We start from the raw sequence: 25,195 nt of genomic DNA, 5'->3' as shown, positions 1-25,195 counted from the left end.
CCGGCCGGTGCCGACGCGGCGCCGTCTGCCGCGTGCGCGCCATGACCGGTGCCACCGTGCCGCGCGACGCGCCAGCCTGGAACGTCTCGCGCTGGTTCAATGTCGATGGTGCGCCATCGCTGTCGTCCCTGCGCGGACGCGTGGTATTCCTGCATGCCTTCCAGATGCTGTGTCCGGCCTGCGTCCAGCAGGCGGTGCCGCAAAGCCTCAAGGTCGCGGCCGCGTTCGCGTCCACCGACCTGGCCGTGATCGGCCTGCACACGGTGTTCGAGCACCACCACGCGATGGGTCCCGATGCGCTGCAGGTATACCTGCATGAGAACCGCATCGGCTATCCGGTCGGGGTCGACGCGCACCGCGACGGCGACACCGCGCGGCATCCGCTGCCGCTGACCATGCAGGCCTACGCGATGCAGGGCACGCCGACGCTGATGCTCATCGATCGTCAAGGCCGGCTACGGCGGCAGCGGTTCGGCCTGGTCGACGACCTGCGCCTGGGCGCGGAGATCGCCACGCTGCTGGCGGAGCCGTGATGTCATTCCGGTTCTGAGGTCATCCCGGGCACAGCGAGGAATCTGCCTTGGGTGTCGCCGTCCTCGCTGGAAGCAGTTCCTCGCTACGCTCCGAATGACAGCCAGTGTGTCGGAATGGCGCCTTGTGGAAATCCCTTCCCATTACCTCGATCCTGCAGCCACGACAGCCGCTGTTCCCACCCACCATGCCGCCACGCCCCACCACATCAGCCATGCCGCAAACACCATCCGCTGCGTGACGGCCGGCGCGAGCAGCTCGAGCGGCAGCATCGCAAGCACCGCAACGACGATCGCGGCGATCACACTCGCCGGCACCAGCACCTGCGAACCCCCGCCCTGCCGCAGCCCCGCGGCGAGCATCGCCGCCGCCGGCACGAATGCGACCCACCACAGCGTCCACGCGGTCGCATGGGCACGGCTGGTGTCGGATTCCAGGTCGCCCGGATCCAGCGGTAGCAGTCCCTGCGCCGCGAACGCGAGCGCCGACAGGAGTGCCAGCCAGGCGCCGATGCGCGCGATCCAGGGGCCGCCGTCGCCAATGGCCGCGCGCAGCCGCCACGCAACGAATGCGGCCAGCCCCCCAGGCAGCACGAAGCCGAGGGCGTTGAACGCCAGCGCGTGCGGCAATCCGCGCGCGCCCAGCAGTCCCACCGGATGCGTGGACTGCAAGTAGCCCTCGAGCGCAGCGCCGAAACCGGCAACCGCGACGGTGAACAGGACCGCCGCGGCGATCGCGGCAAGCTGCGGCAAATGCTTCATGTCTTCTCCCACCGGAACACGTCTTCGACGCCCACCCCGAATGTACGGGCGATCCGGAACGCCAGTTCCAGCGACGGCGCGTAGCGCCCGGCTTCCAGCGCGATGATTGTCTGCCGGGTCACACTGCACGCCTGGGCCAGCGCCTCCTGCGTCATCTCGCCACGTTCGAAGCGCAGGCGCCGGATCTCGTTGGCGATCGGCGTGCCGCTCACCTGCGTTCGACCCGATAACCGGCGATCTCGGATACATATCCACACAACGTAGCCGCGATCACCAGCAGCACCAGCACGGCAGGCAGTGCCAGATCGCTGGCCTGCAGCGCCTGCCGCGCGGCCGGGATGCACAAAGCGACAGCCAGAGCGCCCACGCCCGCAGCCAGCACCGCGCGCGCGTGCGCGGCCGCGCGCAGGCGGATGTCGCGATCGCGCTCGTCCTCCATCACTTCGTTGCGGCGCTGCTCTTCGAACATCTGCCGCCTGCGGAACAGCGGCTGGCAGGCAAGCACGAATACCGCGGCCAGGAACAGCACCCTGCTCGGCGACCCGCCGAATGCCGCCACCGATACCAACAGCGCCAGCGAGGCAAGACCCGCCCAGGCTCGGCGGGCGTAGCGTTCGCCGAACGACAGCGACGTTCGCGCCGGTGCGTTTCGGCCTTGCGGCGGACGACGCGCGTTCAATGCCGGTCCCGCCAGTAGGCGATCGCGGTGGCCGCGTACTCGAACAGGCAGCCGCACATCAGCGAAAGCACCAGCAGGTTGGCGATCATCAGGTGGGTCGCCCACAGCAGCCTGTCCGCCGGGGAGAACCCGAGCGTCACGGCCAGCCCGACCACGCACGCGATCGTCGCGCCGCGCCCCCAGCCGCTGGCCTTGCGCGCGATGTCGCGGTCGCGTTCGTCCTCCTGCACGCTGCCTTTCCAGCGGGCCGCGACCACGCCCGACAGCACGGTCCACGCCACCAGCAACATGACCACGTTGCGGCCAACGGCCGTGGCCTGCGGGTTGTGCGGCAGCGCAGGGGCCTGGAACACCTGGATCTTCGCCAGGAAGTACCCGACCGCCACCGCCATGAACAGCACGCCGATCCAGGCTTTCCATTCGCCCGGCGACGCCTGCTCGAGGTCGCCGCGCGGTAGCGACCGCACCGCCAGGAGCGATCCCCAGGCCACGGCGACCAGGAGCACGACGCCCCACCTGCCGCCGTCCAGCCCCAGGACCCGCGAAGGCCCCGCGAGCAACAGCCACAGCGACAGTCCCCCGACCAGCACCAGGATTGGCAACCCCCAACGTCGCAATTCCATGATGTCACCTCCAGCCGACTTGATGTCATGTAGAGCTTACATTTCGATTACCGCATGTCAAGTTTGTTTTACATCCGGTTGGAATCCGGGCCAGCTGGCACAATCTCCGGCTGAACACGCCACGGAACCTTCCATGTCCCCCGACGCCACCGCCGCGCAGCACGTTTTCGACGCCACCACCGCCACGTTCGAGGCAGAAGTGCTGCAGAAATCGCTGCAGACGCCGGTCCTGGTGGATTTCTGGGCCGAGTGGTGCGGGCCGTGCAAGGCACTCGGCCCGATCCTCGAGAAGCTGGCGGCCGAGTACCACGGCGCCTTCCAGCTGGCCAAGGTCGACACCGAGGCCGAGCCGCAGATCGCCGGCGCCTTCCAGATCCGCTCGATCCCCACGGTGTTCCTGGTCAAGGACGGGCAGATCGTCGACGGCTTCCAGGGCGCGCTGCCCGAGGGCCAGGTGCGAGAATTCCTGACCCATCATGGCGTCCTCCCGGCGGAGGCGGCCGAAGCGCCGGCCGCAGACGAGCCCGCACCGCCGGCCGACCCGCACGCCGAGGCGATGCGCCTGCGCCAGGCGATCGAAGCCGAGCCGGACAAGGCGGAACTGAAGCTCGATCTCGCCCTGGTCCTGCTGCAGACCGGCGCCGCCGCCGAAGCTGGACAGCTGCTCGACGCCCTGCCCGCCAACCTGGCCACCGACGACCGCGCAGTCCGCGCCCGCGCGCGGCTCGGGTTCGCCACCCTGCTCAAGGACGCCCCGGCACCCCAAGCGCTCGAAGCGGCGATCGCCGCCGACCCCGACGACCTCGCGGCGCGCCACCTGCTGGGCGTGCACCACATCGTCGCCGGCGACGCCGAGGCCGGGTTCGAACAGTTCCTCGAGATGCTGCGCCGCAATCGCGACTTCCACGACGCACTGCCGAAAAAAGCGCTGATCGACGCGTTCCGCGTGGTCGAGGACGAAGACCTGGTCGGCCGCTACCGGCGCAAGATGTCGTCGCTGCTGCTGGTCTGACCGCTTCGCCGCGGCTGGGGCAACCTCCCGGCGGCAACCCGCCGACAAGTGCCCGGTATCCAGCCCGTCCCCACGCTGCCGCCTCGAGCAAAGCGAGGGTTCCGCACATTGGCGGCAACGGATCGTCGCTTCTTCCGGACGCCAGCTTCGCCCTTCGCACGGATCATCATGGCCCACCAGGTTTCCGCTTCCACCCTTCGCCGCGTGCTCAACATCTGGCCGCCGTTCCTATTCGCGGGCATCCGCGTGCGCGCGCTGTCGGCCGACTATCACCATGCGCGGGTGGAACTGCGGCAACACTGGTACAACCGCAACTTCGTCGGCACCCATTTCGGCGGCAGCCTGTTCGCGATGACCGATCCGTTCTGGATGATCATGACGATGCAGGCGCTGGGCAGCGGCTACATCGTGTGGGACAAGGCCGCGGACATCGAGTTCGTCAAGCCCGGGCGCGGCGCGGTGGCGGCGGAATTCCAGCTCGACGACGACGTGCTGGCGCTCATCCGCGACGCCACCGCCGACGGCGGGAAATACCTGCACTGGTTCGCGACCGACGTCATCGACGGCGAGGGCGACGTGGTCGCGCGCATCCGCAAGCAGGTCTACGTGCGGCGCAAGCCACCGCGCGACGGGAACGGTTGAGCCACGGATTCACCCCGCGCCGGCCCATGATCCATGCCATCGGCCGCTGCCCGGGGACGAGGCTGCGGATCGGCAGGGTCATTCATCCCCTGCCCGCGCGCAGGACGTATCCTTGGCCGGCCACGGGGGGGAACCATGCGCGACACGCTGTCTGACGAGAGCGGAAAGGCAACGCTGCCGGAGATCACCGGATACGCGCTGCTGCGCGCGATCGGCCATGGCGGCATGTCGACCGTCTACCTGGGCGAACAGGTCTCGCTGTCGCGGCAGGTCGCGATCAAGGTCATGCTGCCCGAGGCGCTGGCGGACGAGGTCAGCCGGCGCCGCTTCGAGAACGAGGCGCGCACCATCGCCCGGCTCGAGCACCCGCACATCGTGGGCATCTACGACGTCGGGCGCACGCGCGACGGCCTGCCCTACTACTCGATGCCCTATCTCACCCGCGGCCACCTGGGCCAGCGCATCGCCGAAAGCAACGGCGGCATGGAGCAGGCGCGGGTGCGCGAGATCCTGCATGCGCTGCTGTCCGCGCTCGGCTACGCCCACGCGCGCGGCACCATCCATCGCGACGTCAAGGCCGAGAACGTGCTGTTCGATGAAACCGAGCGGCCGCTGCTGGCCGATTTCGGCATCGCCCTGCGCCGCGGCTACGGCACCCGCGTCACCACCGCGGGGCTTGCGGTGGGCAGCACCGCCTACATGGCGCCGGAACAGGCGCGCGGCGAGGAAGTCGATCCGCGCGCCGACCTGTACGCGGTCGGCGTACTGGCGTGGGAAATGCTCGTCGGCGCCCTGCCCTACGAGGCCGGCGATGCGGTTTCGATGGCGATCATGCACGTCAAGGAGCCGATTCCGCGCCTGCCTCCGCGATTGCGCCACTGGCAGCGGTTCCTCGACCGGGCGCTCGCCAAGGGTCCGATCAAGCGCTTCCACGACGCCGCGCACATGCTTGAAGCGCTCGAACGCGTGCCACAGCGCAGCGGCACGCACGAGATGCTGGCCTTGCCCGCGCTGCGCGCGCGCGTGGCCAAGGTGCGCGGGATGCCGGTGTGGGCGTGGCTGGGGGTGGTGCTCGTGGTGGCGGCGGGCATCGGCCTGTTCCTGCGCCAGGGCAACGGAGACGACTACTTCCGGGTGGCGAAGCCGGCCGTGGTGGCGATGACCGACAACGAAGCCACGTTCGCGCTGCCCGCCCCGCCCGACGCGAACGGCCAGCCGGTGACGGGCGACCCGGCCGATGCGCTGCTGCGCGCCGCGCCGACCTCCGATGCCGAACGCTGGGTGGCCAGGGCCGATGCGCAGATCAGCCGCGGGCGTCTGGGCGCGCCGCGCGACGACAACGCCCGCGACAGCCTGCTTGCCGCGCATCGCAGCGACGCCAGCTATCTCGGCCTGTCGGCGGCGGTCGGCAGGTTCATCGATGCCAGCGCGGACGCGGCGGTCCGCAGCATCCGCGAGGGCGACGACAAGCGGGCCGTCGCCCAGGTCGGCGACGCGATCCGCGTTGCAGAAACCACGCTGCATGCCGACGCCGGCGCGGTCGACAAGCTGCGCCAGCGGGTGACGCAGGCGCTGCTGGCGCGCATCGATGTCGCCGCTGACGCCTTCGACCGCGGCAGCGCCCGGCAGGTGGTGGAAGGCGCGCGCGCATTCGGCCTGTCGCGCGCGCAGCTGCAGCAGCTGTCGGCGCGTGCCGACGGGATCCCGCAGCCGGGCGAACGCCTGGACAAGATCGCCGGGGACATGGTGCTGGTGCGCAACGGCGACACCCTGTTTGCCGCATCGCGGCGCCCGGTGACGCGCGACGAGTACGCCCGCTTCGCCAGCGCCACCGGCCGCGAGCCGGCGCGCTGCCGCGCCAGCGCCTCGCTGCTGCGCATGCTCGCGCCGCGGGACTGGACTTCCCCCGGATTCGAGCAGTCCGGGGACCAGCCCGTGGTCTGCGTGTCGTGGGAAGACGCCAACGCCTATGCCCGCTGGCTCGGCCAGCGCAGCGGCCTGCCCTATCGCCTGCCGCACGCGCGCGAAGCCGCGCTGCTGCCGGCGGCCGGCGCGGGCAGGCAGGTGTCGGAGTGGAACAGCGACTGCAGCGGCAACTGCAGCCAGCGGATCGGGAGCGGCACCAGTTGGCGCGGCGGCAAGGGCGCGCGGCCGCTGGAGTCCGCGCGTGGCTACGACGACGTCGGAATCCGCCTGGTCAGCGACCTGCCGCGTCCGACCGCGAAGCGCTGACGCCGATCCGGCGGTCGCGGGCCGGTAGAATCGCGGCATGTCCACGCCTCCACAGCACACGCCTTCGGTCACGCCCGAGCGGAGCACGCCTCCCCGGCACGGTTTCAAAAAGACCCTGCTCACGGGCCTGCTCACCCTGCTGCCGATCTGGCTGACGTGGGTGGTGGTCAAGTTCGTGTTCGTGCTGCTGTCGGACATCAGCCGCCCGCTTGTGCAGCCGTTGCTGCACAACGCCGCGCTCGCCGATCCGCGCGCGCTGGGCTGGCTCGACGACCCGTGGGTGCAGACCGCCATCGCCCTGGTCGCCACGGTGCTGGTGATCCTGCTGTCGGGCGTGATGGCGCGCCGCGTGTTCGGACAGCGCCTGCTGCGCTGGCTGGAAGCGCTGATCCAGCGCATTCCGTTCGCCAACACCATCTACGGCAGCGCGCGCCAACTGCTCGACATCCTGCAGACCAAGCCCGACGGCACCCAGCGCGTGGTGCTGATCGACTTCCCGCACAGCCAGATGAAGTCCGTCGGCTTCGTCACCCGGGTGCTCCGCGAACAGGGCACCGGGCGCGAACTGGCCGCGGTCTACGTGCCGACGACGCCGAACCCGACCTCCGGCTACCTCGAAATCGTGCCGGTGGAAAAGATCACCCCGACCGACTGGACCGTCGACCAGGCGATGAGCTTCATCATCTCCGGCGGCGCGGTGTCGCCCGATTCGATCCCGTTCGCCGCCCCCGCCCTCGGCGAACCCCGCACGCCCGCATGAACGATGCCGCGCGCGCGGCCGACGAAACCGGGGCGTCGGGTTCCGCCTCGGCGGCTGGCATGCCGGCGCCTGCGAACGTTCCCGGCCGCTGTCCCACCTGCTCTTGGGCCGTGCTCGGGAAGGCACTGCTTGCCAGGCCAGGCGCCGCGATCACCGGTCCGCGGACGACGCCATGACGCGCCCCATCGACGACCGCAGCGCGCGCCTGTTCATCGCGCTGGCCGCGTTCTTCTGCGTCAACGCGGTCCTCGCCGAGTTCATCGGCGTCAAGATCTTCGCGCTCGAGGACACGCTCGGCATCCGCCCGCTGGAATGGAACCTGTTCGGCCAGACCGGTTCGCTGAGCTTCACCGCCGGCACCCTGCTGTGGCCGATCGTGTTCATCATGACCGACACGATCAACGAATACTTCGGCCGTCGCGGCGTGCGCTTCATCAGCTGGCTGGCGGCGGCGCTGATCGTCTACGGCTTCGCGTTCGCCTTCATCGCGATCCACCTCGCGCCGGCGCCATGGTGGACGGGCGTGGCCAGCGACCAGGGCGTGCCCGATTACCAGGCCGCCTTCGCCGCGGTGTTCGGCCAGGGGCTGTGGACGATCTGGGGATCGCTGGTCGCGTTCATGCTCGGCCAGCTGATCGACGTGAACATCTACCACCGCATCCGCCGCCGCACCGGCGACCGACAGGCGTGGCTGCGCGCGACCGGTTCGACCGCGGTGTCGCAGCTGATCGACAGCTTCGTGGTGCTGTACATCGCGTTCGTGCTCGGGCCGCAGCACTGGGAAATGTCGCTGTTCCTCGCCATCGGCACGCTCAACTACCTGTACAAGATGCTCGCCGCGATCGCGCTGATCCCGCTGCTGTACCTCGCGCGCGCCGCGATCCGCCGCTATCTCGGCGATGCCCGCGCGACGGAGCTGCAGGCGCAAGCGGCCGAGGGTTGATCCCCCTGAAATCTTCGTAGCCCGGATAAGCGCAGCGCACTCCGGGACTCCGGGAACCCGGCGCGAGCCCCGGGTGCGGCCTGCGGCGTTGCCCGGGCTACCTGTGACCGCGCACCTGTGGCTTGCCGTGGTGACCTTTGGCCCATGCCCGCGCGCCGGTGCCCGGCGACAGTGCACGTTTGCCGCATTCCATCCGGGGAAACCGCCATGACCGCACGCCCTCTGCTGCTCAGCCTCGCCATCGCCGCCACGCTCGCCGGCGGGTTCGCACTGCCCGCACCCGCCTTCGCGCAGGAAACCGCGGCCGCGGCCACCCCCGCCAGCGACAAGGCCGCCAGCCTCGATGCGCTGTACGACGCATACTGGGAAGCGTTGCTCAAGCTCAACCCGCTGCAGGCCACGTTCCAGGGCGACGCGCGCTACAACGACCAGTTGCCTGATTTCTACAGCGCCGAATTCCGCGCCAGGTCGCACGACTTCACCGAGGACTGGCTCGCGCGTGTCGAGGCGATCGGCTCCGACGGCCTCGCCGGCCAGGACCTGCTGAGCTACGAGATCTTCGTGCGCGACGCCCGGGATTCGCTGGAGTCGGAGAAGTACCCGGACTGGATGATGCCGGTCAACCAGATGGGCAGCATCGCCAGCTACACCATCATGCTCGGCTCGGGCACCGGCGCGCAGCCGTTCAAGACGGTGAAGGACTACGACAACTGGCTGGCGCGCGGCAACCGCCTGCCGACGCTGTTCGACACCGCGATCGACAACATGCGCCAGGGCATGAAGGCCGGCGTGGTGCAGCCGCGGGCGCTGATGGAAAAGGTGGTGCCGCAGCTCGACGCGCTGATCAAGGACAAGCCCGAGGACACCCTGCTGTGGGGGCCGATCAAGTCGATGCCGGACGATTTCAGCGACGCCGACAGGAAGCGCCTGACCGCGGCCTATCGCGAGATGATCGGCAAGCAGGTCATGCCATCGTTCCGCAAGCTGCGCGCCTTCATCGCCGACGAGTACCTGCCCGCGACCCGCGACAGCGTCGGCCTGGACAAGCTGCCGGGCGGCGACGCGTGGTACGCCTTCAACGCGCACCAGTCGACCACCACCGACATGACCCCGGCGGAAATCCACCAGCTGGGCCTGGACGAAGTCGCGCGCATCCACGGCGAGATCCGCAAGGTGATGGCCGAGGCCGGCTTCAAGGGCTCGCTGCAGGAGTTCTTCGAGTTCATGAAGAACGATCCGCAGTTCAGCTTCAAGAGCGAAGACGCGCTGCTGGCCTACTACCGGTCGCTCGAGGACCGCATCAACAAGCGCATCCCCGAGCAGTTCTCGCTGCTGCCCAAGGCCCCGTTCGAGATCCGCCCGGTCGAGCCGTACCGCGCCAAGTCCGCGGCCGGCGGCAGCTACATGACGCCCAGCGAGGACGGTTCGCGTCCGGGCATCTTCTACGTCAACACCTACGACCTGCCCACGCGCAAGACCTGGGACGCGGAAGACCTGTACCTGCACGAAGCGATTCCCGGCCACCACTTCCAGCTCGCGCTGCAGCAGGAACTGACCGACCTGCCGAAGTTCCGCCGCTTCGGCGGCGAGACCGCCTTCATCGAAGGCTGGGGCCTGTACGCCGAATCGCTGGGCAAGTCGCTGGGCGTGTACGAAACGCCGTACGACTACTTCGGCTACCTGCAGAACGAACTGTGGCGCGCGATCCGCCTGGTCACCGACACCGGCCTGCACAGCAAGGGCTGGACCCGCGAGCAGGTGATCCAATACATGCTCGACAATTCGGCCGAGAGCGAAACCCAGTCCACCGCGGAAGCGGAGCGCTATATCGCGTGGCCTGGGCAGGCACTCGCCTACAAGATCGGCGAGCTGAAGATCCGTTCGCTGCGCACCCGCGCGGAAAAGGCGCTGGGGCCGAAGTTCGACGTGCGCGAGTTCCACGCCGAAGTGCTCAGGGACGGCGCCGTGCCGCTGCAGATCCTCGAAGGCAAGATCGACCGCTGGATCGCGGAGAAGCAGAAGGGCTGAGCGCGGCGACAGGCACGGGGCCCCAGGCATCGGGGTTCCCGCTGGTCACCTGCGATATCGCCATCCCCGCGAAGGCGGGGATGCACGCCGGGAATTTCCAGCCATGGCATTCGCTTGGCGAAGCCGGGGCGATGCGGTCCGGACCCGGCTTGCGTGACCGGCCATGGATTGCCAGCCTTCGGCTGTTGAGAAGCGCCTCCCGCCTGCGCGGGAATGACGGCTAAAAAGGCAACCAGCGGCTGCGCCATGACTTACGGCGCGATCGTCTTGCCCGCTTGAACGTTTACGATGGCAGCCTTGCTCCCAGGGGAAGTCCGTCCATGCTCAAGATCCGCGACCTGTCCAAGACCTATGCCAACGGCGTGCAGGCGCTGAAGAGCATCACCCTCGACATCCCGACCGGCATGTTCGGCCTGCTCGGCCCCAACGGCGCCGGCAAGTCGACGCTGATGCGCACCATCGCGACGCTGCAGGACGCCGACAGCGGCAGCGTGCACCTGGGCGACCTCGACGTGCTCGCCGACAAGACCGAAGCGCGCCGTCGCCTGGGCTACCTGCCGCAGGAATTCGGCCTGTATCCCAAGGTCTCGGCGATCGCGATGCTGGACCACTTCGCGATCCTCAAGGGCGTGGTCGACGGCCGCCAGCGCAAGGGCCTGGTCAAGGCGCTGCTGCAGCAGGTCAATCTCTGGCCGGTGCGGCATCGCAAGCTCGGCACCTTCTCCGGCGGCATGCGCCAGCGTTTCGGCATCGCCCAGGCGCTGATCGGGCAGCCGCAGCTGATCATCGTCGACGAACCCACCGCGGGCCTGGACCCGCAGGAGCGCAACCGCTTCCTCAACCTGCTGGCGGAGGTCGGCGAGCAGGTGGTGGTGATCCTGTCGACGCATATCGTCGAGGACGTGACCGACCTGTGCCCGCGCATGGCGATCATCGCCCAGGGCGAACTGCGCCTGACCGGCGAGCCGCGCGAGGCGATCGCCTCGCTCGATGGCCGGGTCTGGAAGAAGACCGTCGACAAGGCGGCGCTGGACGAGCACCTGAAGGCGCACACCGTCCTGTCGACGCGGCTGGTCGCCGGGCAACCGGTGATCCACGTCCTCAGCGACGGCAACCCGGGAGAAGGCTTCGGCGCGGTGGCGCCGGACCTGGAGGACGTGTACTTCGGCGAACTGCGGCGCGCCGCGGGCACCGATGCCTCCAGCGCCAGGGCGGCCTGAGCCATGCTGCGCCATCTGCTGGGTTTCGAGCTCGGCCAGCTGCTGAAGAACGGCGTGTTCTGGATCGTGGTCGCGGTCTATGCGCTGATGGGCTTCGGCACCATGGCCTCGGACAACGTGAGCATCGGCGGCGGCGTGGGCAACACCATGCGCAACGCGCCGGCGGTGGTGATCTCCATCCTCGGCTCGTTCAGCGTCGTCAGCGTGCTGCTGGCGACCATCTTCGTGGCCGGCATCGCGATCCGCGACTTCGAGCAGCGCACGGCGGAACTGTTCTTCGCCACGCCGATGAAGAAGCGCGACTACCTGCTCGGACGCTTCGGCGGCGGACTCGCCGCGACCTTCGCGATCATGCTGGCGATGGCGATCGGCCTCTACGTCGGCAGCCTGATGCCCTGGCTCGACAGCGCGCGGCTGGGACCGACGCCGTGGGCCGCCTATGCCTGGGCCTTTGGCGTGCTGGTGCTGCCGAACCTGCTGTTCGTGTCGGCGCTGATGTTCCTGCTGGCAACGCTGACGCGGTCGATGCTCTACACCTACCTCGGCGTGATCGTGTTCTTCGTGCTCTGGTCGATGTCGGACGCCTTCACCCGCGACCTCGACACGCGCTGGGTCGGCGCACTGGTCGACCCCTCCGGCGCGAATGCCGTTGCCGACCACATCCGCTACTGGTCCAGCGCCCAGCTCAACCGCCAGTTGCCGGCGCTGACCGGCCTGCTGCTGGCCAACCGCGCGCTCTGGATCGGCATCGCGATCGTGATGCTGCTGGCGGCGTTCGGCCTGTTCCGCGCCGATCGCGAGGGCATCGTGCTGCGCCGGCGCAAGGCATCGCAGGCCAAGGCAGAGACCGATGCCGGGGAAATCGCGCGTGGCGAATCCCGCGTCCTGGTGGTCCTTCGCAGCGACTGGCGCGCGCAGCTGCGCCAGTACCTGCACCAGTCGTGGTTCGACCTGCGCAACACGCTGCGCGGCGCGCCGTTCATCGTGATGGTGGTGCTGGGCCTGCTCCTGACCTTCACCGTGGTCAAGTTCAGCGGCCTGATCTACGGCACCGAGACCCTGCCGGTCACGGCGCAGATGCTCGAGATGATCAACGGCGGCATGAGCCTGTTCCTGATCATCATCATCACCTTCTACGCCGGCGAGATGGTCTGGCGCGAGCGCAGCATGCGCGTGGCCGAGGCCACCGATGCGTACGCCGCGCCCGACTGGGTGCCGCTGGCGGCGAAGATGACGGCGCTGGCGGGCGTGGTCGCGGTGGTGCTGGTGGCGTGCGCACTGTTCACGATCGGCTACCAGTTGGTCGACGGCTACAGCAACATCGAGCCGCTGCTGTACGCCAAGGGACTGCTGCTGCAGTTCGTGCCGTTCGTGATGATCGCCGCGCTGGCGGTGTTCTTCCAGGTGGTCACCGGCAACATGTTCGTCGGCTACGTGCTGATGATCGCGTACCTCGTCGTGCGCGTCGTCATGGGCATGTACGACTTCGACCACGCGCTCTACAACTACGGCAAGGCTTCGCCCACGCCATATTCGGACATGAACGGCTACGGCCACTTCATCGGGCCGTGGCTGTGGTTCCGCGCCTACTGGGCCGCGTTCGCGCTGCTGCTGCTCGGCGTCGCGACCGCGCTGTGGCCGCGCGGCACCTCGCTGGGGTGGAAGGACCGCCTGAAGGCCGCCAGGCTGCGCCTGCGCAGCACGCCGCTGCGGGCCACGCTGGCCGTCGCCCTGATGGCGTTCTTCGGGCTGGGCGGCTGGATCTACTACAACACCAACGTGCTCAACGAATACGTGCCCGGCGACCTGGCCAAGCAGCGCCAGGCCGACTACGAGAAGGCCTACGGCAAGTACCGCGACCTGCCGCAGCCCCGCGTCACCGACATCCAGGCCGACGTGGACATCTTTCCCCTGACGCGCACCGTGTCGATCGCGGGCCGCTACCGGATGCGCAACCTGACGTCGAAGCCGATCTCCGAGCTGCACGTCACCATCGACCCGGAAACCGAAACCGCGCTCGACTTCCCGGCCCACGCGCTGGTCAGCTCGGACCCGGTGTCCGGCTATCGCATCTATCGCCTGGAAACGCCCCTGGCGCCCGGTGCGACGATGGACTTCGGCTTCCGCTACACCGACGCCCCGCACGGTTTCCCGCTCAACGGCGGCGGCACGTCGGTGGTCTACAACGGCACCTTCTTCAACAACGGATCGGCGCTGCCGCAGTTCGGCTACATCGAGCAGATGGAGCTGCAGGATCGCAACGACCGCAAGAAGTACGGGCTGCCGGAAGTACCGCGCATGCCGCCGATCGACGACCGCGCCGAGTGGAACAACAACTACATCTCCGGCAACGCCGACTGGGTGAACTTCGAAACCACGGTCTCGACCACTTCCGGCCAGATCGCGCTGGCGCCCGGCTACCTGCAGCGCAAGTGGACGAAGGGCGGCCGGAACTACTTCCAGTACCGGTCCGAGGCCAAGCTGCTGCCGTTCTTCTCGTGGCTGTCGGCCGACTGGCAGGTCAGGCGCGACCGCTGGAACGACGTCGCGCTGGAGGTCTACTTCGACCCCAAGCACCCCTACAACGTCGACCGCATGATCGAGTCGGCGAAGAAGTCGCTCGACTACTACTCACGCAATTTCTCGCCGTACCAGTTCCGGCAGCTGCGCTTCCTGGAGTTCCCGAACTATTCCCGCTTCGCCCAGGCGTTCGCCGGCACCGTGCCGTTCTCCGAATCGATCGGCTTCATCGCCGACCTGCGCGACAAGGAGAAGATCGACTACGTGTTCTATGTCACCGCGCACGAGACCGCGCACCAGTGGTGGGCGCACCAGGTGGTCGGGGCGAACGTGCAGGGCGCCACGATGCTGTCCGAATCGCTGTCGCAGTATTCGGCGCTGATGGTGATGGAGCACGAGTACGGTCCGCAGAAGATGCGCAAGTTCCTCAGGCACGAGCTCGACACGTACCTGATGAGCCGCGCCACCGAGCGGGTGCAGGAGCTGCCGCTGGCGCTCAACGAGAACCAGCAGTACATCCACTACAACAAGGGCTCGGTGGTGTTCTACGCGCTCAAGGACGCGATCGGCGAGGACGCGCTCAACCGCATCCTGGCGGGGTTCCTGGACAAGTGGGCCTTCAAGGGACCGCCCTACCCGACCACGCGGGATTTCCTGGGCGACCTGTACGCCGGCACGGATCCGAAGTTCCACCCCCTGATCCGCGACCTGTTCGAGCGCATCGTGTTCTTCGACAACCGCGCGGTCGAGGCGACGGCGAAGAAGCGGCCGGACGGCAAGTACGCACTCACGCTGAAGGTGCATTCGGCCAAGCTCGTCGCCGCAGGGAAGGGCAAGGAAACCGAGGAGAAGATGGACGAACTGGTCGACATCGGCGTGTTCACGCGGCCGCCGGGCGGCGAGGAAGCCGACGAGAAGGTCCTGTACCTGCGCAAGCACCACATCACCGGGGCCGACAACACGATCGAGCTGGTGCTCGATGCGGAGCCGTTCGAGGCCGGCATCGACCCCTACAACAAGCTCGTCGACCGCGACTCGGGCGACAACCGCAAACGGGTGACGGTGGAGTAGCCGTCGCGGACCCTGTAGGAGCGGCTTCAGCCGCGGGTTTTCCGCTTCTGCCGGATGAGGAATCGAGCTCGCGGCTGAAGCCGCTCCTACAAAGGCATGCAAACAAAACGGGCCGGCAATGCCGGCCCTTTCTTCATCTCGCGAACCGGCAATCAGCCGGCACGGGTATCGCGACGCCCGGCGAACGCGCCCTGGCCGCTCTTGCGCTTGGGACCGGCATGACCGGGGGCACCCGGGCGCGCGCCCGGCTTGCCGTGCGGGCGATGCGCCGGCTTGCCCGGCGGACGCTGTCCGCCCGGACGCTGCCCGCCACCGCCGTTCTTCGGGATCGGCGCGTCGAGCCGGATCGGCTTGCTGGGCGCGAAGCCGGCCACCGTGTCCATCACGATCTCGGTCTTCAGCATGCGCTGGATCTGGTTGAGCAGGCCGCCCTCTTCCGGCGACACCAGCGACAGCGCCTCGCCCGTCGCACCGTTGCGGCCGGTACGCCCGATCCGGTGCACGTAGTCCTCGGCCACCATCGGCAGGTCGTGGTTGATCACCAGCGGCAGGTCGGGGATGTCGAGCCCGCGCGCGGCCACGTCGGTGGCCACCAGCACGCGCGCCTTGCCGGCCTTGAACAGGTTCAGCGCCTTCTGCCGCTGCGCCTGGCTCTTGTTGCCGTGGATGGCGACGGCGCGCAGGCCGGCGGTTTCGAGCTGCTCGGCCAGGCGATTGCAGCCGTGCTTGGTCTTGCCGAACACCAGCACCTGGTCGGTGTGGCGACGGGTCAGGATCTCGATCAGCAGGTCGCGCTTGCGCGAGCCATCGACCGGATGCGCGCGATGGGTGATGGTTTCGACGATGGTGTTGTTCGCCGCCACCTGCACCTGCTGCGGGTTGCGCATGAACTCCATCGCCAACCCCTTGATCCGCGCCTCGAACGTGGCCGAGAACAGCAGCGTCTGGCGCTCCTTCGGCACCCGGTTGACGATGCGCTTGATCGCCGGCAGGAAGCCCATGTCCAGCATGCGGTCGGCTTCGTCCAGCACCAGCACCTCGATCGCGTCGAGCTTGGCGCTGCCGCGCTCGAGATGGTCGATCAGGCGGCCCGGCGTGGCGACGAGGATGTCGACGCCGCGGCGCAGGTTGTCGACCTGCGGACCCATGCCGGCACCACCGTAGATGGTGGTGACGTTCATGCGCAGGTGGCGGCCGTAGGCCTTGATGCTGTCGGCGACCTGCACGGCGAGCTCGCGCGTGGGCACCAGCACCAGCGCGCGCGGCTTGCGCGCGCCGTTGGCCGGGGTGAGCTTGGACAGGCGCTGCAGCAGCGGCAGGCCGAACGCGGCGGTCTTGCCGGTGCCGGTCTGGGCGCCGCCCAGCAGGTCGTGGCCGGCAAGCGCCAGCGGGATGGCCTGGACCTGGATCGGGGTGGGGGTGTTGTAGCCCGCTTCGGACAGCGCGCGCAGCAGTGCGGGCGAAAGCCCGAGTGTTTCGAACGTCATTGTGTGTTGCTCCTGGGAATCGACGCCCGCCGGCAACGAGTCCGCGCATGACGCACGGGCTCCCGGTCAGGAGAACGATGGTTTGCCCGGAGCTATCCAGAACCGCGCTGCGGGCAAGGGTTTGACGGTTGCCGGATGTTCCGGACCGTGTCTGCGCGACGAAAGACGTGCGGGATAAGGCCGCGGGGAGCCGAAGTCTTCGGCCGTCGCGGCAGGCGTACCAGGATCGTATCTGTCCGGAGGGCCGGTCTTGGAAACCAGCCCGGGACAGGGGCAGCCGTGTTGCAGGACCGGGCAAGTCTACGTGAATGCGACCTACGCCACCAGAGCGGCGGAGTCGCCGTTCAGGCTTGCCGCCTCGGGCGGGTCAGCCAGCGACCAGCAGGTCCACGGTGGTGACCTGCGGCGGCCGCGCCAGCAGCGCCTCGGTGCGGGCCACCAGCGCGTCGAGCACCTGCCCTTCCAGGCAGGCGCGGCGGCCGAACTCGTCGTCGAAGGTGCCGAAGATGCCGAAGGTCGACGGCCCGGATTTGAACGCCTGCCAATCACGGGTGCCGGCCTCGCCGCGCGCCAGCGGCAGGGCGTCGCGCAGCAACGCCTCGACCTCGGCCTCCTTGCCGGATTTGGCCTCGATGTTCACCAGGATCGCCAGTCGCGCCATGTCGGTCTCCTCCGTCACCCGGTCACCTTGGCAGGCACGCGGTGAGCATCGGGTGTGCGATGGAGCCGAATCATGCAGCCGCGCGATCGGGGTCGGCGGGCCGGCGCGACGGCGAGAGCTGGCAGCCTGCGTTGGCCGCGCACGCAAGCCAGCGCGCGTCGCCCCCCCACCCCGCGACGCCGACCGCCATGACCTTCGACACCCCCGGGCCGCCGGACACGCGGGTATCGTGCTCCGACGTCCCGGGCCGCCCGGCGGGACGACCCGTTTCTTCCCATCCAACGCCCGATCCGGGCCGGAGATCCAAGTGACCGTGAACAATCCGAAAGTCCTGCTTCTGTCGCTGGCCGTGGCCTTGGCGCTGACCGCCTGCAACGGCGACAAGGCGAACACCGCCGCCGGCGACCAGGCGCCCGCCGCCGCCGCGAAGGCCGATGCGACCGCCGCGACAGCGCTGACGCTGGACGAAAGCAAGCTGCCCCCGGTCAACCGCTTCCAGTTCTCGGACATCGACACCAGCAAGAACGCCTGCGTCGACCTCAACGGCTACGCCAACAGCAAGTGGCTCGCGGCCAATCCGGTGCCGGGCGACCGCACCAGCTGGGGCGCGTTCGAGATGCTCGACGAGCGCTCGGTGGGCGTGCAGCACCAGCTCGCCGAACAGGCCGCGGCCGATGCCGACGCCACCGGCGTGGAAAAGATCGTCGGCGACTTCTGGTCCACCGGCATGGACGAGGCGAAGATCAATGCGCAGGGCATCGCGCCGATCCAGGACCGCCTCGACGCGATCGCCAAGCTCGACGGCAAGGACGCGATCGCCGAGTACCTGCGCACCACCGCCGCGAAGGGCCAGAACTTCCTGTTCGGCTTCGGCGCCGAGGCCGATTTCAAGGATTCGGCGACAAACATGGCCTACGCCATGCAGGGCGGCCTGGGCCTGCCCGACAAGGGCTATTACATCGACAAGGACAAGAAGGACAAGCTCGACGCCTACGAGAAGCACGTGGCGAAGACGCTGGAGCTGTCGGGCGTGCCGGCGGCCGACGCCGCGGAGCAGGCCAAGTCGGTGATCGCGTTCGAAACCCGCCTGGCCAAGGCGTCGAAGTCGAGCGAGGAAATGTCGCGCGACGTTTCGCTGTACTACAACCCGGTCACCCCGGCCGAAGCCGACAAGCTGACCCCGAACTTCCCGTGGACCAAGTTCTTCGAATCCCAGGGCATCGCGCCGCAGGAGAAGTTCTCGCTGGCGATCCCGGCGTTCCACCAGGAAGTGAGCAAGGCGCTGGAAGACACGTCCCCGGCCACCTGGCAGGCCTACCTGCGCTTCCACACCGTCGACGGCGCCGCGCCCTACCTGAGCGATGCCTTCGTCGAGGAGAACTACAACTTCTACGGCAAGGCGCTGCGCGGGCAGAAGGAGATCAAGCCGCGCTGGAAGCGCGTGCTCGGCACGATCGAGGACGGCGCCGGCGAGGCCTTCGGCCAGATGTACGTCAAGGTCGCGTTCTCGCCCGAAGCCAAGGCCAAGATGGAGACGCTGGTCGAGAACCTGCGCGCCGCGCTCAAGACCCGCATCGAGAACCTCGAGTGGATGAGCGACGAGACCAAGCAGAAGGCCATCGCCAAGTGGGAAACCTTCACCCCGAAGATCGGCTATCCGGACAAGTGGCGCGACTGGAGCGGCCTGTCCACCAGCCGCGACAGCTACATCGGCAACGTGCTGGCGGCCAACGAGTTCAACTACAAGTGGAACCTGTCGAAGATCGGCAAGCCGGTCGACAAGTCCGAGTGGGGCATGACGCCGCAGACGGTCAACGCCTACTACAACCCGCTGCAGAACGAGATCGTGTTCCCGGCGGCGATCCTGCAGCCGCCGTTCTTCGACGCCAATGCCGACGACGCCGCCAACTACGGCGGCATCGGCGCGGTGATCGGCCACGAGATGACCCACGGCTACGACGACCAGGGCGCGCGCTTCGGGCCCAGCGGCAACTTCGAGCAGTGGTGGACCGACGCCGACGGCAAGGCCTTCGCCGCGCGCACCGGCAAGCTGGTCGACCAGTTCAACGGCTACGCCACCGCCGACGGCGGCAAGGTCAACGGCAACCTGACGCTGGGCGAGAACATCGCCGACCTCGGCGGCCTGGCGACCGCCTACGACGCGATGAAGAAGGCCACCGACGGCAAGCCCGACCCGAAGACCGACGGGCTGACCCGCGACCAGCGCTTCTTCCTCAACTGGGCCACGGTGTGGCGCCGCAACTTCACGCCCGACGAGCTGAAGGTGCGCCTGACCACCGACCCGCACGCACCGGCCAACTTCCGTGCGATCGGCGCGCCGTCGAACATGCCGGCCTTCGCCGCGGCGTTCGACTGCAAGGCCGGCGACGCGATGGTGCGTGGCGACGACGGCAAGGTCGTGATCTGGTGATGGCCGCCGCGCGCGGTTGACCGACCGCGCCCGGAGCCAACCGCTGCATGGAGACGGCCGTCGGGGCTTGCCGCGACGGCCGTCTCCATTTGCGGGAATGCCCCCGGCATTACCGCCCTGCCCGCTTCAGCTCCATTCCAGCAACGCAAGGAAACCTCCATGTCCGCATCCGCGCTCAAGCCACTCGTCCTCGCCACCGCCTTCGCGCTGGCCGCATCGCAGTCGCCGCTGCACGCCGCGCAGCCGAAGGCGGCCCCGGCGCCGGTGTACGACGTGGGCGAACTCGATCCGTCCGTTTCCGCCTGCCAGGACTTCAACGCCTACGCCAACGGCAAGTGGATCGCCGCCAACCCGATTCCCGCCGATCGCACCCGCTGGGGCGCGTTCGACCAGCTGCGCGAACAGAGCCTGGAAGCGCAGCACAAGCTCGTCGATGCCGCCGACGCAGGGGCTGACAAGGCCGCCGCCGGCTCGATCCAGCAGAAGATCGGCTGGCTGTACCGCTCGGGCATGGACGAGACCGCGATCGACAAGGCCGGCTTCGACCCGATCAAACCGGACCTCGCGGCGATCGCGAAGCTCGACGACAGCGCGGATATCGTCGCGTGGCTGGGCCAGGCCTTTGCGAAGGGTGAAGGCCAGGGCTTCCGCTTCGGCTCCGGCTCCGACTTCAGGGACGCCTCGCGCCAGATCGCGTTCGCCGGACAGGGCGGCCTCGGGCTGCCGACGCCGGACTACTACACCCAGGACGAACACAAGGACATCCGCGCTGCGTACGTGGCGCACATCGCCAGGCTGTTCGAGCTCACCGGCGTTCGGGCCGCGGAGGCTGCGAAGAAGGCCGACGGCATCCTCGCGTTCGAGACCCGGCTGGCCCAGGCCTCGCTGTCGCGCGTGGAACTGCGCGACCCGAAGAACCAGTACCACTTCATGACCATCGACGAGGCCAACAAGGTCACCCCGCACTTCGACTGGGCCGCGTTCTTCAAGGCGATCGACGTGCCGGCGGGCGACGGCTTCTCGCTGTCGCAGCCGAAGTTCTTCGCCCAGCTCGACGCCATGCTGGCCGACGTGCCGGCGGCGCAGTGGCGCGACTACCTCGCCTTCCACGCCATCGACGACGCGTCGGAATACCTGTCCAAGCCGTTCCAGGATGAGAACTTCGCTTTCTACGGCCAGACCCTCAACGGCCAGCCCGAACAGCGCGCGCGCTGGAAGCGCGTGCTCGAGGCGGTCAACGGCGGCATGGGCCAGGCGCTGGGCCAGCTGTACGTCAAGGAACATTTCCCGCCCGAGGCCAAGGCGCGCGCGCAGCAGCTGGTGGACAACGTGCGCAACGCGCTCAAGGCGCGCATCGAGGGCCTGGAATGGATGAGCGACGAGACCAAGGCCAGGGCGCTTGAGAAGTGGAGCACCTTCCTGCCCAAGATCGGCTATCCGGACAAGTGGCGCGGCTGGGATGGCCTGGCGATCGTGCCCGACGACTATTTCGCCAACGTGCGCGCGGCCAACGCGTTCAACGAGCGCTATGAGCTCGCCAAGATCGGTACGCCCACCGACCGCTACGAGTGGCACATGACCCCGCAGACGGTCAACGCCTATTACAGCTCCGGCACCAACACGATCAATTTCCCGGCCGCGATCCTGCAGCCGCCGTTCTTTTACGCCGACGGCGACGACGCGATCAACTACGGCGGCATCGGTGCGGTGATCGGGCACGAGGCCGGACACGGTTTCGACGACAAGGGCAGCCAGTTCGACGGCGCCGGCAACAACGTCAACTGGTGGACGAAGGCCGACCGCGAGCGCTTTGAGGAGCGCACCGCCAGGCTCGCCGCGCAGTTCGACGGCTACGTGCCGCTGGCCGGGCACCCGGACAACCACGTCAACGGCAAGCTGACGATGGGCGAGAACATCGGCGATCTGGGCGGCCTCAGCTTCGCCTACGACGCCTTGCAGGCGGCCGAGGGCGACAAGCCCGACCCGATGATCGACGGCCTCAGCCGCGACCAGCGCTTCTTCCTGAGCTGGGCGCGGGTCTGGCGCGGCAACATCCGAGACAAGGCGCAGCTGGTGCTGCTCAACACCGATCCACACGCGCCGGCGAAGTTCCGCGCGATCGGCGCGCCGTCGAACATGCCGGCGTTCGCCGAGGCGTTCCAGTGCAAGGCCGGCGATCCGATGGTCCGGCCGGACGACCAGCGCGTGCAGATCTGGTGACACCCGGCGGCTAGCGCGCACCTGGCCGGCGGGATCGCCGGCCAGCACGCCGATCCTCCGGGAGCTGCGGCAAGCCGGAATCGACAGCGCTCACGCGCGGCGGAAGGCGCGCCATGCGGCAGCTTGGGCAACGGGGGCGGCTATCTCCGGCGTGCCGCAGGCAGTGTGCATGCCGATTCAGTGAGGCGGCGAGCGGGCTTGTTAAACTCCCGCGACTTCGCATCGATGGAATCCGCAATGCCCAACGCGCGCCCCGCCTTCCCCCGGCCCTCGGTCCTCGCCCTTGCCCTGGTCGTGGTCACCGGCCTGTCGGTGCATGACGCCGACGCGGCGAAGAAAAAGAAGAAGGCCGCCGAGCCCGCCCTCACCGCCTGCACCGATTTCTACACCTTCACCAACAAGGACTGGCTGGCCGCGAACCTGCTGGTCGACGGTTCGGGCCAGGTGTCCGCGCTCGGCCAGCTGCGCGACCGGTCGCAGCAGCAGCAGCGCGACCTGCTCGCCGCGGCCATGCAGTCGCCGCAGAACAACGTGCAGAAGCTGCTCGGCGATTTCTGGGCCAGCGGCCTGGACGTGGCCGCGGTGGAGGCCGACGGCGCGCAGCCGATCGCCCCGCTGCTGTCACGCATCGACGGCATTCGCCGCGGGAAGGACATCCCGCCGGCGATCGCGGCGCTGCACCAGGTGGGCATCCCGGTGCTGTTCCAGTTCACCCCCGACGTGGACCTGGCCAACCTCGAACGCCACATCGGCTATTTCACCCAAGGCGGGCTCGGCCTGACCGACCCGACCTACTACACCCGCGCCGACGCCGATACCCAGGCCCTGCTCGGCCGCTACAAGGATTACGTGCAGAAGATCCTGGTGCTGACCGGCACCCCGGCCGACAAGGCCGCGGCCCAGGCGCAGCAGGTGGTCGACATCGAAACCCGCATCGCGCAGGCGTCCAAGCCGATGTCGCTGATGCGCGACCCGCGCAACAATTACGCGCTGGTGCAGTCGGACACGCTGGGCAAGTCGTACCGGCACCTGCAGCTCGACGACTTCCTCACCGCCCAGGGCGTGAAGGACGACGTGGTGTCGCTGTCCAACCCGGCGCTGTTCGCCGAGCTCGACGCCATGGTCGACAAGATCAAGCCCGAGCAGTGGAAGGCGTACCTGCGTTTCCAGGTCGGCAACGCGATGGCGCCGTACCTGTCGAAGAGCTTCCGCGACGCCGACTTCGAATTCCGCGGTCGCGTGCTGCGCGGCGAAGCGACTCCGCCGCCGCGCGACCAGCTGGTGCTGGACGCCATCAACCTCGCCGCAGGCCCGATGCTGGCGCGTGAATACGTGGCCCGCTACCTGCCGTCGACCACCGCGTCGCGGGCGGACACGATCGCCGGCGAAGTGCGCGACGCGCTCGGCCGCGCGGTCGATCGCAATACCTGGATGAGCGAACCGACCAAGGCCGAAGCCAAGGCCAAGCTGGCGAAGCTCAAGATCGAGATCGGCGCGCCCAAGCGCGACCTCGACTACAGCGTCCAGCCGATGGGCCGCGGCAGCTTCGGCGGCAACATGCTGATCGCTTCCACCTGGCGCCATCGCGAAGAGATGAAGCGCATCGGCAACGCCAACGCCGGCCGCCGCTGGGACGTGCTGGCGCAGCAGCCTGCGCTGGCCTACGACATGGCCCAGAACCGCCTGATCGTCAGCGCCGCGGTGCTGCAGCCGCCGGTGCTGGACATGGCCAGGAATGCCGCCAGCCACTACGGCAGCTTCGGGGCGCTGGTCGGGCACGAACTCGGCCGCAGCGTCGACGCCAAGGGCAAGTTCATCGACGCCGCGGGCGAACTGAAGAGCTGGTGGACGCCCGCCGACGAGACCGCATGGGGCCTGCGCACCGCGCCGCTGGTGGCGCAGTACTCGGCATACCCGTATCCGGGCCTGCGCGAAGTCCGGGTCAACGGCAACCAGACGCAGGAAGAGAACGTCGCCGACCTGGTCGGCGTGGAGCTGGCCTGGGACGCGCTCGTCGCCTCGCAGCCGGAGCTCCCGAAGGAATCGAAGCAGGGCTTCTTCGAAGGCTGGGCGCAGCTGTGGCCACAGCAGATGTCCAGCGACGAAGCGACCCGCCGCGCCGCCGTCGACGTGCACGCGCCGGGCCAGTGGCGCGCCAACGGACCGCTGGTCAACCTGCCCGCGTTCGGCGAGGCCTACGGCTGCAAGGCCGGAACGGCGATGCAGGCCAAGCCGGAGCAGCAGGTGTCGATCTGGCGGTAGCCGTCGCCGCCAACCGGCGGTCCCCGGACACGGGGCAGGCGCGCATATCCGCGCCTCCTGTCGTGTCACACACCGGTTACATCGATCCATCAAAACAAGCCGAAGTCGCGCTCTTGGCTCTTGCTGTTGCTGCTGATCTACCGGCCCCCTCCGCAGCGGCGGAGTCGGCGGACAAGACCCGCAGGGCGCCGCACATGGATGTGCGGCGTTTTCCGCGAGGGCAGGATGCCCTCTCGGAAAATCCGCCGGCTCCGCGGACCCGGTGCGCAGCAGCGGGCGCGAAGGCGGGGTGTGTTTTCTGCGCCAGGTTTCTTTGCACAAGCGAAGAAAGGTGGCTCGCGCCGTCACGGCGCGAAAGCTCTTGATCTAAAGCCCTTGGCTTGGGGAAATCGGCGTAGCAGGCGGATCAAAACCCGCCCTATCTAGAACCTTCGCACCCGCGACCCGCTGCGGCTGAAAGGCGGCTTGCCGCGCCAGTAATTGATCAGCAGCCATCCAAACAGCATCCCGCCCAGGTGCGCGAAATGCGCGACACCCGGCTGCAGGCCGGTGAAGCCCAGCAGCAGCTCGATCGCGCCGTAGATGATCACCAGCGTGCGCGCCTTCATCGGGATCGGCGGGATCAGCAGCATCACCCGCTGGTTGGGGAACAGCATGCCGTACGCCAGCAGCAGGCCGAACACGCCACCCGATGCGCCCAGCGTCGGCCCCACCGGCGCGCCCTGCGACGCCATCCACGTGGTGACCACCAGCTGGCACAGACCGGCGCCGGCCACGCACACCAGGTAGTAGGCCAGGAAACGACGGTTGCCCCAGGTGTACTCGAGCGGCGCGCCGAACATCAGCAGCGCCAGCATGTTGAACAACAGGTGGGCGAAGTTGGTGGGATCGTGCAGGAAGCCGTAGGTCAGCAGCTGCCACGGCATGAAGCCGATGCCGGACGAAAACACCTCGCCGCCGGCCTGCAGCGGCCAGAGCATGAAGATCGACAGCGCGGGCGCGCCCACGACCATCTCGAGCAGGAACACCAGGCCATTGGCGATCAGCAGGGCCTTGGTGACGGGGGGCAGATTGGTGAACATCGGGATCCTTGTACGTGCCGGCACATGATA

Annotated in this window: 19 protein-coding genes; 12 read left to right on the top strand and 7 right to left on the bottom strand. The window is 68.5% G+C overall.

Annotation, left to right across the window (positions count from 1 at the left end; genetic code table 11):
* Positions 1-41 precede the first annotated feature (41 nt).
* The gene (locus ACFOM9_RS03325; protein WP_386706155.1) at positions 42-533 is read left to right on the top strand and encodes a TlpA family protein disulfide reductase; all 492 of its coding nucleotides are present in this window, start codon (positions 42-44) and stop codon (positions 531-533) included.
* A gap of 141 nt (positions 534-674) precedes the next feature.
* On the opposite strand, the gene ACFOM9_RS03320 is transcribed toward ACFOM9_RS03325, so the two are convergent.
* Genes ACFOM9_RS03320 through ACFOM9_RS03305 form a run of 4 tightly spaced genes read right to left on the bottom strand, consistent with a single transcriptional unit; the run spans position 675 to position 2,594 of the window.
* Positions 675-1,292 (bottom strand): DUF998 domain-containing protein, encoded by a 618-nt coding sequence (locus tag ACFOM9_RS03320; protein WP_386706153.1) that lies wholly within the window; start codon positions 1,290-1,292, stop codon positions 675-677.
* A complete protein-coding gene (locus ACFOM9_RS03315; protein ID WP_386706151.1) occupies positions 1,289-1,504 on the bottom strand; it encodes a helix-turn-helix transcriptional regulator in 216 nt (71 codons plus the stop codon). Before ACFOM9_RS03315 ends, ACFOM9_RS03320 begins: the two co-directional genes overlap by 4 nt.
* A complete protein-coding gene (locus ACFOM9_RS03310) occupies positions 1,501-1,971 on the bottom strand; it encodes a DUF2178 domain-containing protein (protein WP_386706149.1) in 471 nt (156 codons plus the stop codon). Before ACFOM9_RS03310 ends, ACFOM9_RS03315 begins: the two co-directional genes overlap by 4 nt.
* Positions 1,968-2,594, bottom strand: a complete 627-nt coding sequence (locus tag ACFOM9_RS03305; RefSeq protein ID WP_386706147.1) for a hypothetical protein — start codon at positions 2,592-2,594, stop codon at positions 1,968-1,970. Before ACFOM9_RS03305 ends, ACFOM9_RS03310 begins: the two co-directional genes overlap by 4 nt.
* Before the next feature lie 133 nt (positions 2,595-2,727).
* Here ACFOM9_RS03305 and trxA point away from each other — a divergent pair, with 133 nt between their 5' ends.
* The 8 genes from trxA to ACFOM9_RS03265 all read left to right on the top strand — a co-directional run bounded on the left by trxA (position 2,728) and on the right by ACFOM9_RS03265 (position 15,022).
* Complete coding sequence (gene trxA / locus ACFOM9_RS03300) at positions 2,728-3,606, top strand: thioredoxin (protein WP_386706145.1); 879 nt, start codon at positions 2,728-2,730, stop codon at positions 3,604-3,606.
* Positions 3,607-3,774: 168 nt separating this feature from the next.
* The gene (locus ACFOM9_RS03295) at positions 3,775-4,248 is read left to right on the top strand and encodes a DUF4442 domain-containing protein (protein ID WP_386706143.1); all 474 of its coding nucleotides are present in this window, start codon (positions 3,775-3,777) and stop codon (positions 4,246-4,248) included.
* Positions 4,249-4,383: 135 nt separating this feature from the next.
* Positions 4,384-6,480, top strand: coding sequence for a protein kinase domain-containing protein (locus ACFOM9_RS03290; RefSeq protein ID WP_386706141.1), 2,097 nt, complete (start codon positions 4,384-4,386; stop codon positions 6,478-6,480).
* A 37-nt stretch (positions 6,481-6,517) separates the two neighbouring features.
* Complete coding sequence (locus ACFOM9_RS03285) at positions 6,518-7,240, top strand: DUF502 domain-containing protein (RefSeq protein ID WP_386706139.1); 723 nt, start codon at positions 6,518-6,520, stop codon at positions 7,238-7,240.
* A gap of 172 nt (positions 7,241-7,412) precedes the next feature.
* On the top strand, positions 7,413-8,183 hold the full coding sequence (locus tag ACFOM9_RS03280; protein WP_386706138.1) for a queuosine precursor transporter: 771 nt from the start codon (positions 7,413-7,415) through the stop codon (positions 8,181-8,183).
* 207 nt (positions 8,184-8,390) lie between these two features.
* Positions 8,391-10,211 carry a DUF885 domain-containing protein gene (locus tag ACFOM9_RS03275; RefSeq protein ID WP_386706136.1) on the top strand — a complete coding sequence of 607 codons (1,821 nt, stop codon included), beginning with the start codon at positions 8,391-8,393 and terminating at the stop codon, positions 10,209-10,211.
* Positions 10,212-10,531: 320 nt separating this feature from the next.
* Entirely contained in the window at positions 10,532-11,431 is a 900-nt protein-coding gene (locus ACFOM9_RS03270) for an ABC transporter ATP-binding protein (RefSeq protein ID WP_386706134.1), read from the top strand.
* 3 nt (positions 11,432-11,434) lie between these two features.
* A complete protein-coding gene (locus tag ACFOM9_RS03265) occupies positions 11,435-15,022 on the top strand; it encodes an ABC transporter permease/M1 family aminopeptidase (RefSeq protein ID WP_386706132.1) in 3,588 nt (1,195 codons plus the stop codon).
* Between the two features lie 152 nt (positions 15,023-15,174).
* Here the strand turns inward: ACFOM9_RS03265 and ACFOM9_RS03260 are convergent, their stop codons facing one another.
* Positions 15,175-16,509, bottom strand: a complete 1,335-nt coding sequence (locus ACFOM9_RS03260) for a DEAD/DEAH box helicase (RefSeq protein WP_386706130.1) — start codon at positions 16,507-16,509, stop codon at positions 15,175-15,177.
* Positions 16,510-16,876: 367 nt separating this feature from the next.
* Complete coding sequence (locus ACFOM9_RS03255) at positions 16,877-17,170, bottom strand: putative quinol monooxygenase (RefSeq protein WP_386706128.1); 294 nt, start codon at positions 17,168-17,170, stop codon at positions 16,877-16,879.
* A gap of 307 nt (positions 17,171-17,477) precedes the next feature.
* Here ACFOM9_RS03255 and ACFOM9_RS03250 point away from each other — a divergent pair, with 307 nt between their 5' ends.
* The 3 genes from ACFOM9_RS03250 to ACFOM9_RS03240 all read left to right on the top strand — a co-directional run bounded on the left by ACFOM9_RS03250 (position 17,478) and on the right by ACFOM9_RS03240 (position 24,083).
* Entirely contained in the window at positions 17,478-19,601 is a 2,124-nt protein-coding gene (locus ACFOM9_RS03250) for a M13 family metallopeptidase (RefSeq protein ID WP_386706127.1), read from the top strand.
* A 159-nt stretch (positions 19,602-19,760) separates the two neighbouring features.
* Positions 19,761-21,821 carry a M13 family metallopeptidase gene (locus ACFOM9_RS03245; RefSeq protein ID WP_386706125.1) on the top strand — a complete coding sequence of 687 codons (2,061 nt, stop codon included), beginning with the start codon at positions 19,761-19,763 and terminating at the stop codon, positions 21,819-21,821.
* 237 nt (positions 21,822-22,058) lie between these two features.
* Complete coding sequence (locus tag ACFOM9_RS03240; protein WP_386706123.1) at positions 22,059-24,083, top strand: M13 family metallopeptidase; 2,025 nt, start codon at positions 22,059-22,061, stop codon at positions 24,081-24,083.
* Between the two features lie 422 nt (positions 24,084-24,505).
* Here the strand turns inward: ACFOM9_RS03240 and ACFOM9_RS03235 are convergent, their stop codons facing one another.
* Entirely contained in the window at positions 24,506-25,165 is a 660-nt protein-coding gene (locus tag ACFOM9_RS03235; RefSeq protein ID WP_386706121.1) for a rhomboid family intramembrane serine protease, read from the bottom strand.
* Positions 25,166-25,195: the final 30 nt, after the last annotated feature.

This window comes from Luteimonas notoginsengisoli (genome assembly GCF_042648885.1).
In the GTDB taxonomy this organism is placed as follows: Bacteria; Pseudomonadota; Gammaproteobacteria; order Xanthomonadales; family Xanthomonadaceae; genus Luteimonas; species Luteimonas notoginsengisoli.
The sequence above is the reverse complement of the archived record's forward strand: the minus strand, read 5'-3'. Positions and strand labels throughout refer to the sequence as shown.

Coding starts and splice junctions, on each gene's coding strand:
- ACFOM9_RS03325 (WP_386706155.1), top strand. CDS start 42: ATGACCGGTGCCACCGTGCCGCGCGACGCGCCAGCCTGGAACGTCTCG.
- ACFOM9_RS03320 (WP_386706153.1), bottom strand. CDS start 1,292: ATGAAGCATTTGCCGCAGCTTGCCGCGATCGCCGCGGCGGTCCTGTTC.
- ACFOM9_RS03305 (WP_386706147.1), bottom strand. CDS start 2,594: ATGGAATTGCGACGTTGGGGGTTGCCAATCCTGGTGCTGGTCGGGGGA.
- trxA (WP_386706145.1), top strand. CDS start 2,728: ATGTCCCCCGACGCCACCGCCGCGCAGCACGTTTTCGACGCCACCACC.
- ACFOM9_RS03295 (WP_386706143.1), top strand. CDS start 3,775: ATGGCCCACCAGGTTTCCGCTTCCACCCTTCGCCGCGTGCTCAACATC.
- ACFOM9_RS03290 (WP_386706141.1), top strand. CDS start 4,384: ATGCGCGACACGCTGTCTGACGAGAGCGGAAAGGCAACGCTGCCGGAG.
- ACFOM9_RS03285 (WP_386706139.1), top strand. CDS start 6,518: ATGTCCACGCCTCCACAGCACACGCCTTCGGTCACGCCCGAGCGGAGC.
- ACFOM9_RS03280 (WP_386706138.1), top strand. CDS start 7,413: ATGACGCGCCCCATCGACGACCGCAGCGCGCGCCTGTTCATCGCGCTG.
- ACFOM9_RS03275 (WP_386706136.1), top strand. CDS start 8,391: ATGACCGCACGCCCTCTGCTGCTCAGCCTCGCCATCGCCGCCACGCTC.
- ACFOM9_RS03270 (WP_386706134.1), top strand. CDS start 10,532: ATGCTCAAGATCCGCGACCTGTCCAAGACCTATGCCAACGGCGTGCAG.
- ACFOM9_RS03265 (WP_386706132.1), top strand. CDS start 11,435: ATGCTGCGCCATCTGCTGGGTTTCGAGCTCGGCCAGCTGCTGAAGAAC.
- ACFOM9_RS03260 (WP_386706130.1), bottom strand. CDS start 16,509: ATGACGTTCGAAACACTCGGGCTTTCGCCCGCACTGCTGCGCGCGCTG.
- ACFOM9_RS03255 (WP_386706128.1), bottom strand. CDS start 17,170: ATGGCGCGACTGGCGATCCTGGTGAACATCGAGGCCAAATCCGGCAAG.
- ACFOM9_RS03245 (WP_386706125.1), top strand. CDS start 19,761: ATGTCCGCATCCGCGCTCAAGCCACTCGTCCTCGCCACCGCCTTCGCG.
- ACFOM9_RS03240 (WP_386706123.1), top strand. CDS start 22,059: ATGCCCAACGCGCGCCCCGCCTTCCCCCGGCCCTCGGTCCTCGCCCTT.
- ACFOM9_RS03235 (WP_386706121.1), bottom strand. CDS start 25,165: ATGTTCACCAATCTGCCCCCCGTCACCAAGGCCCTGCTGATCGCCAAT.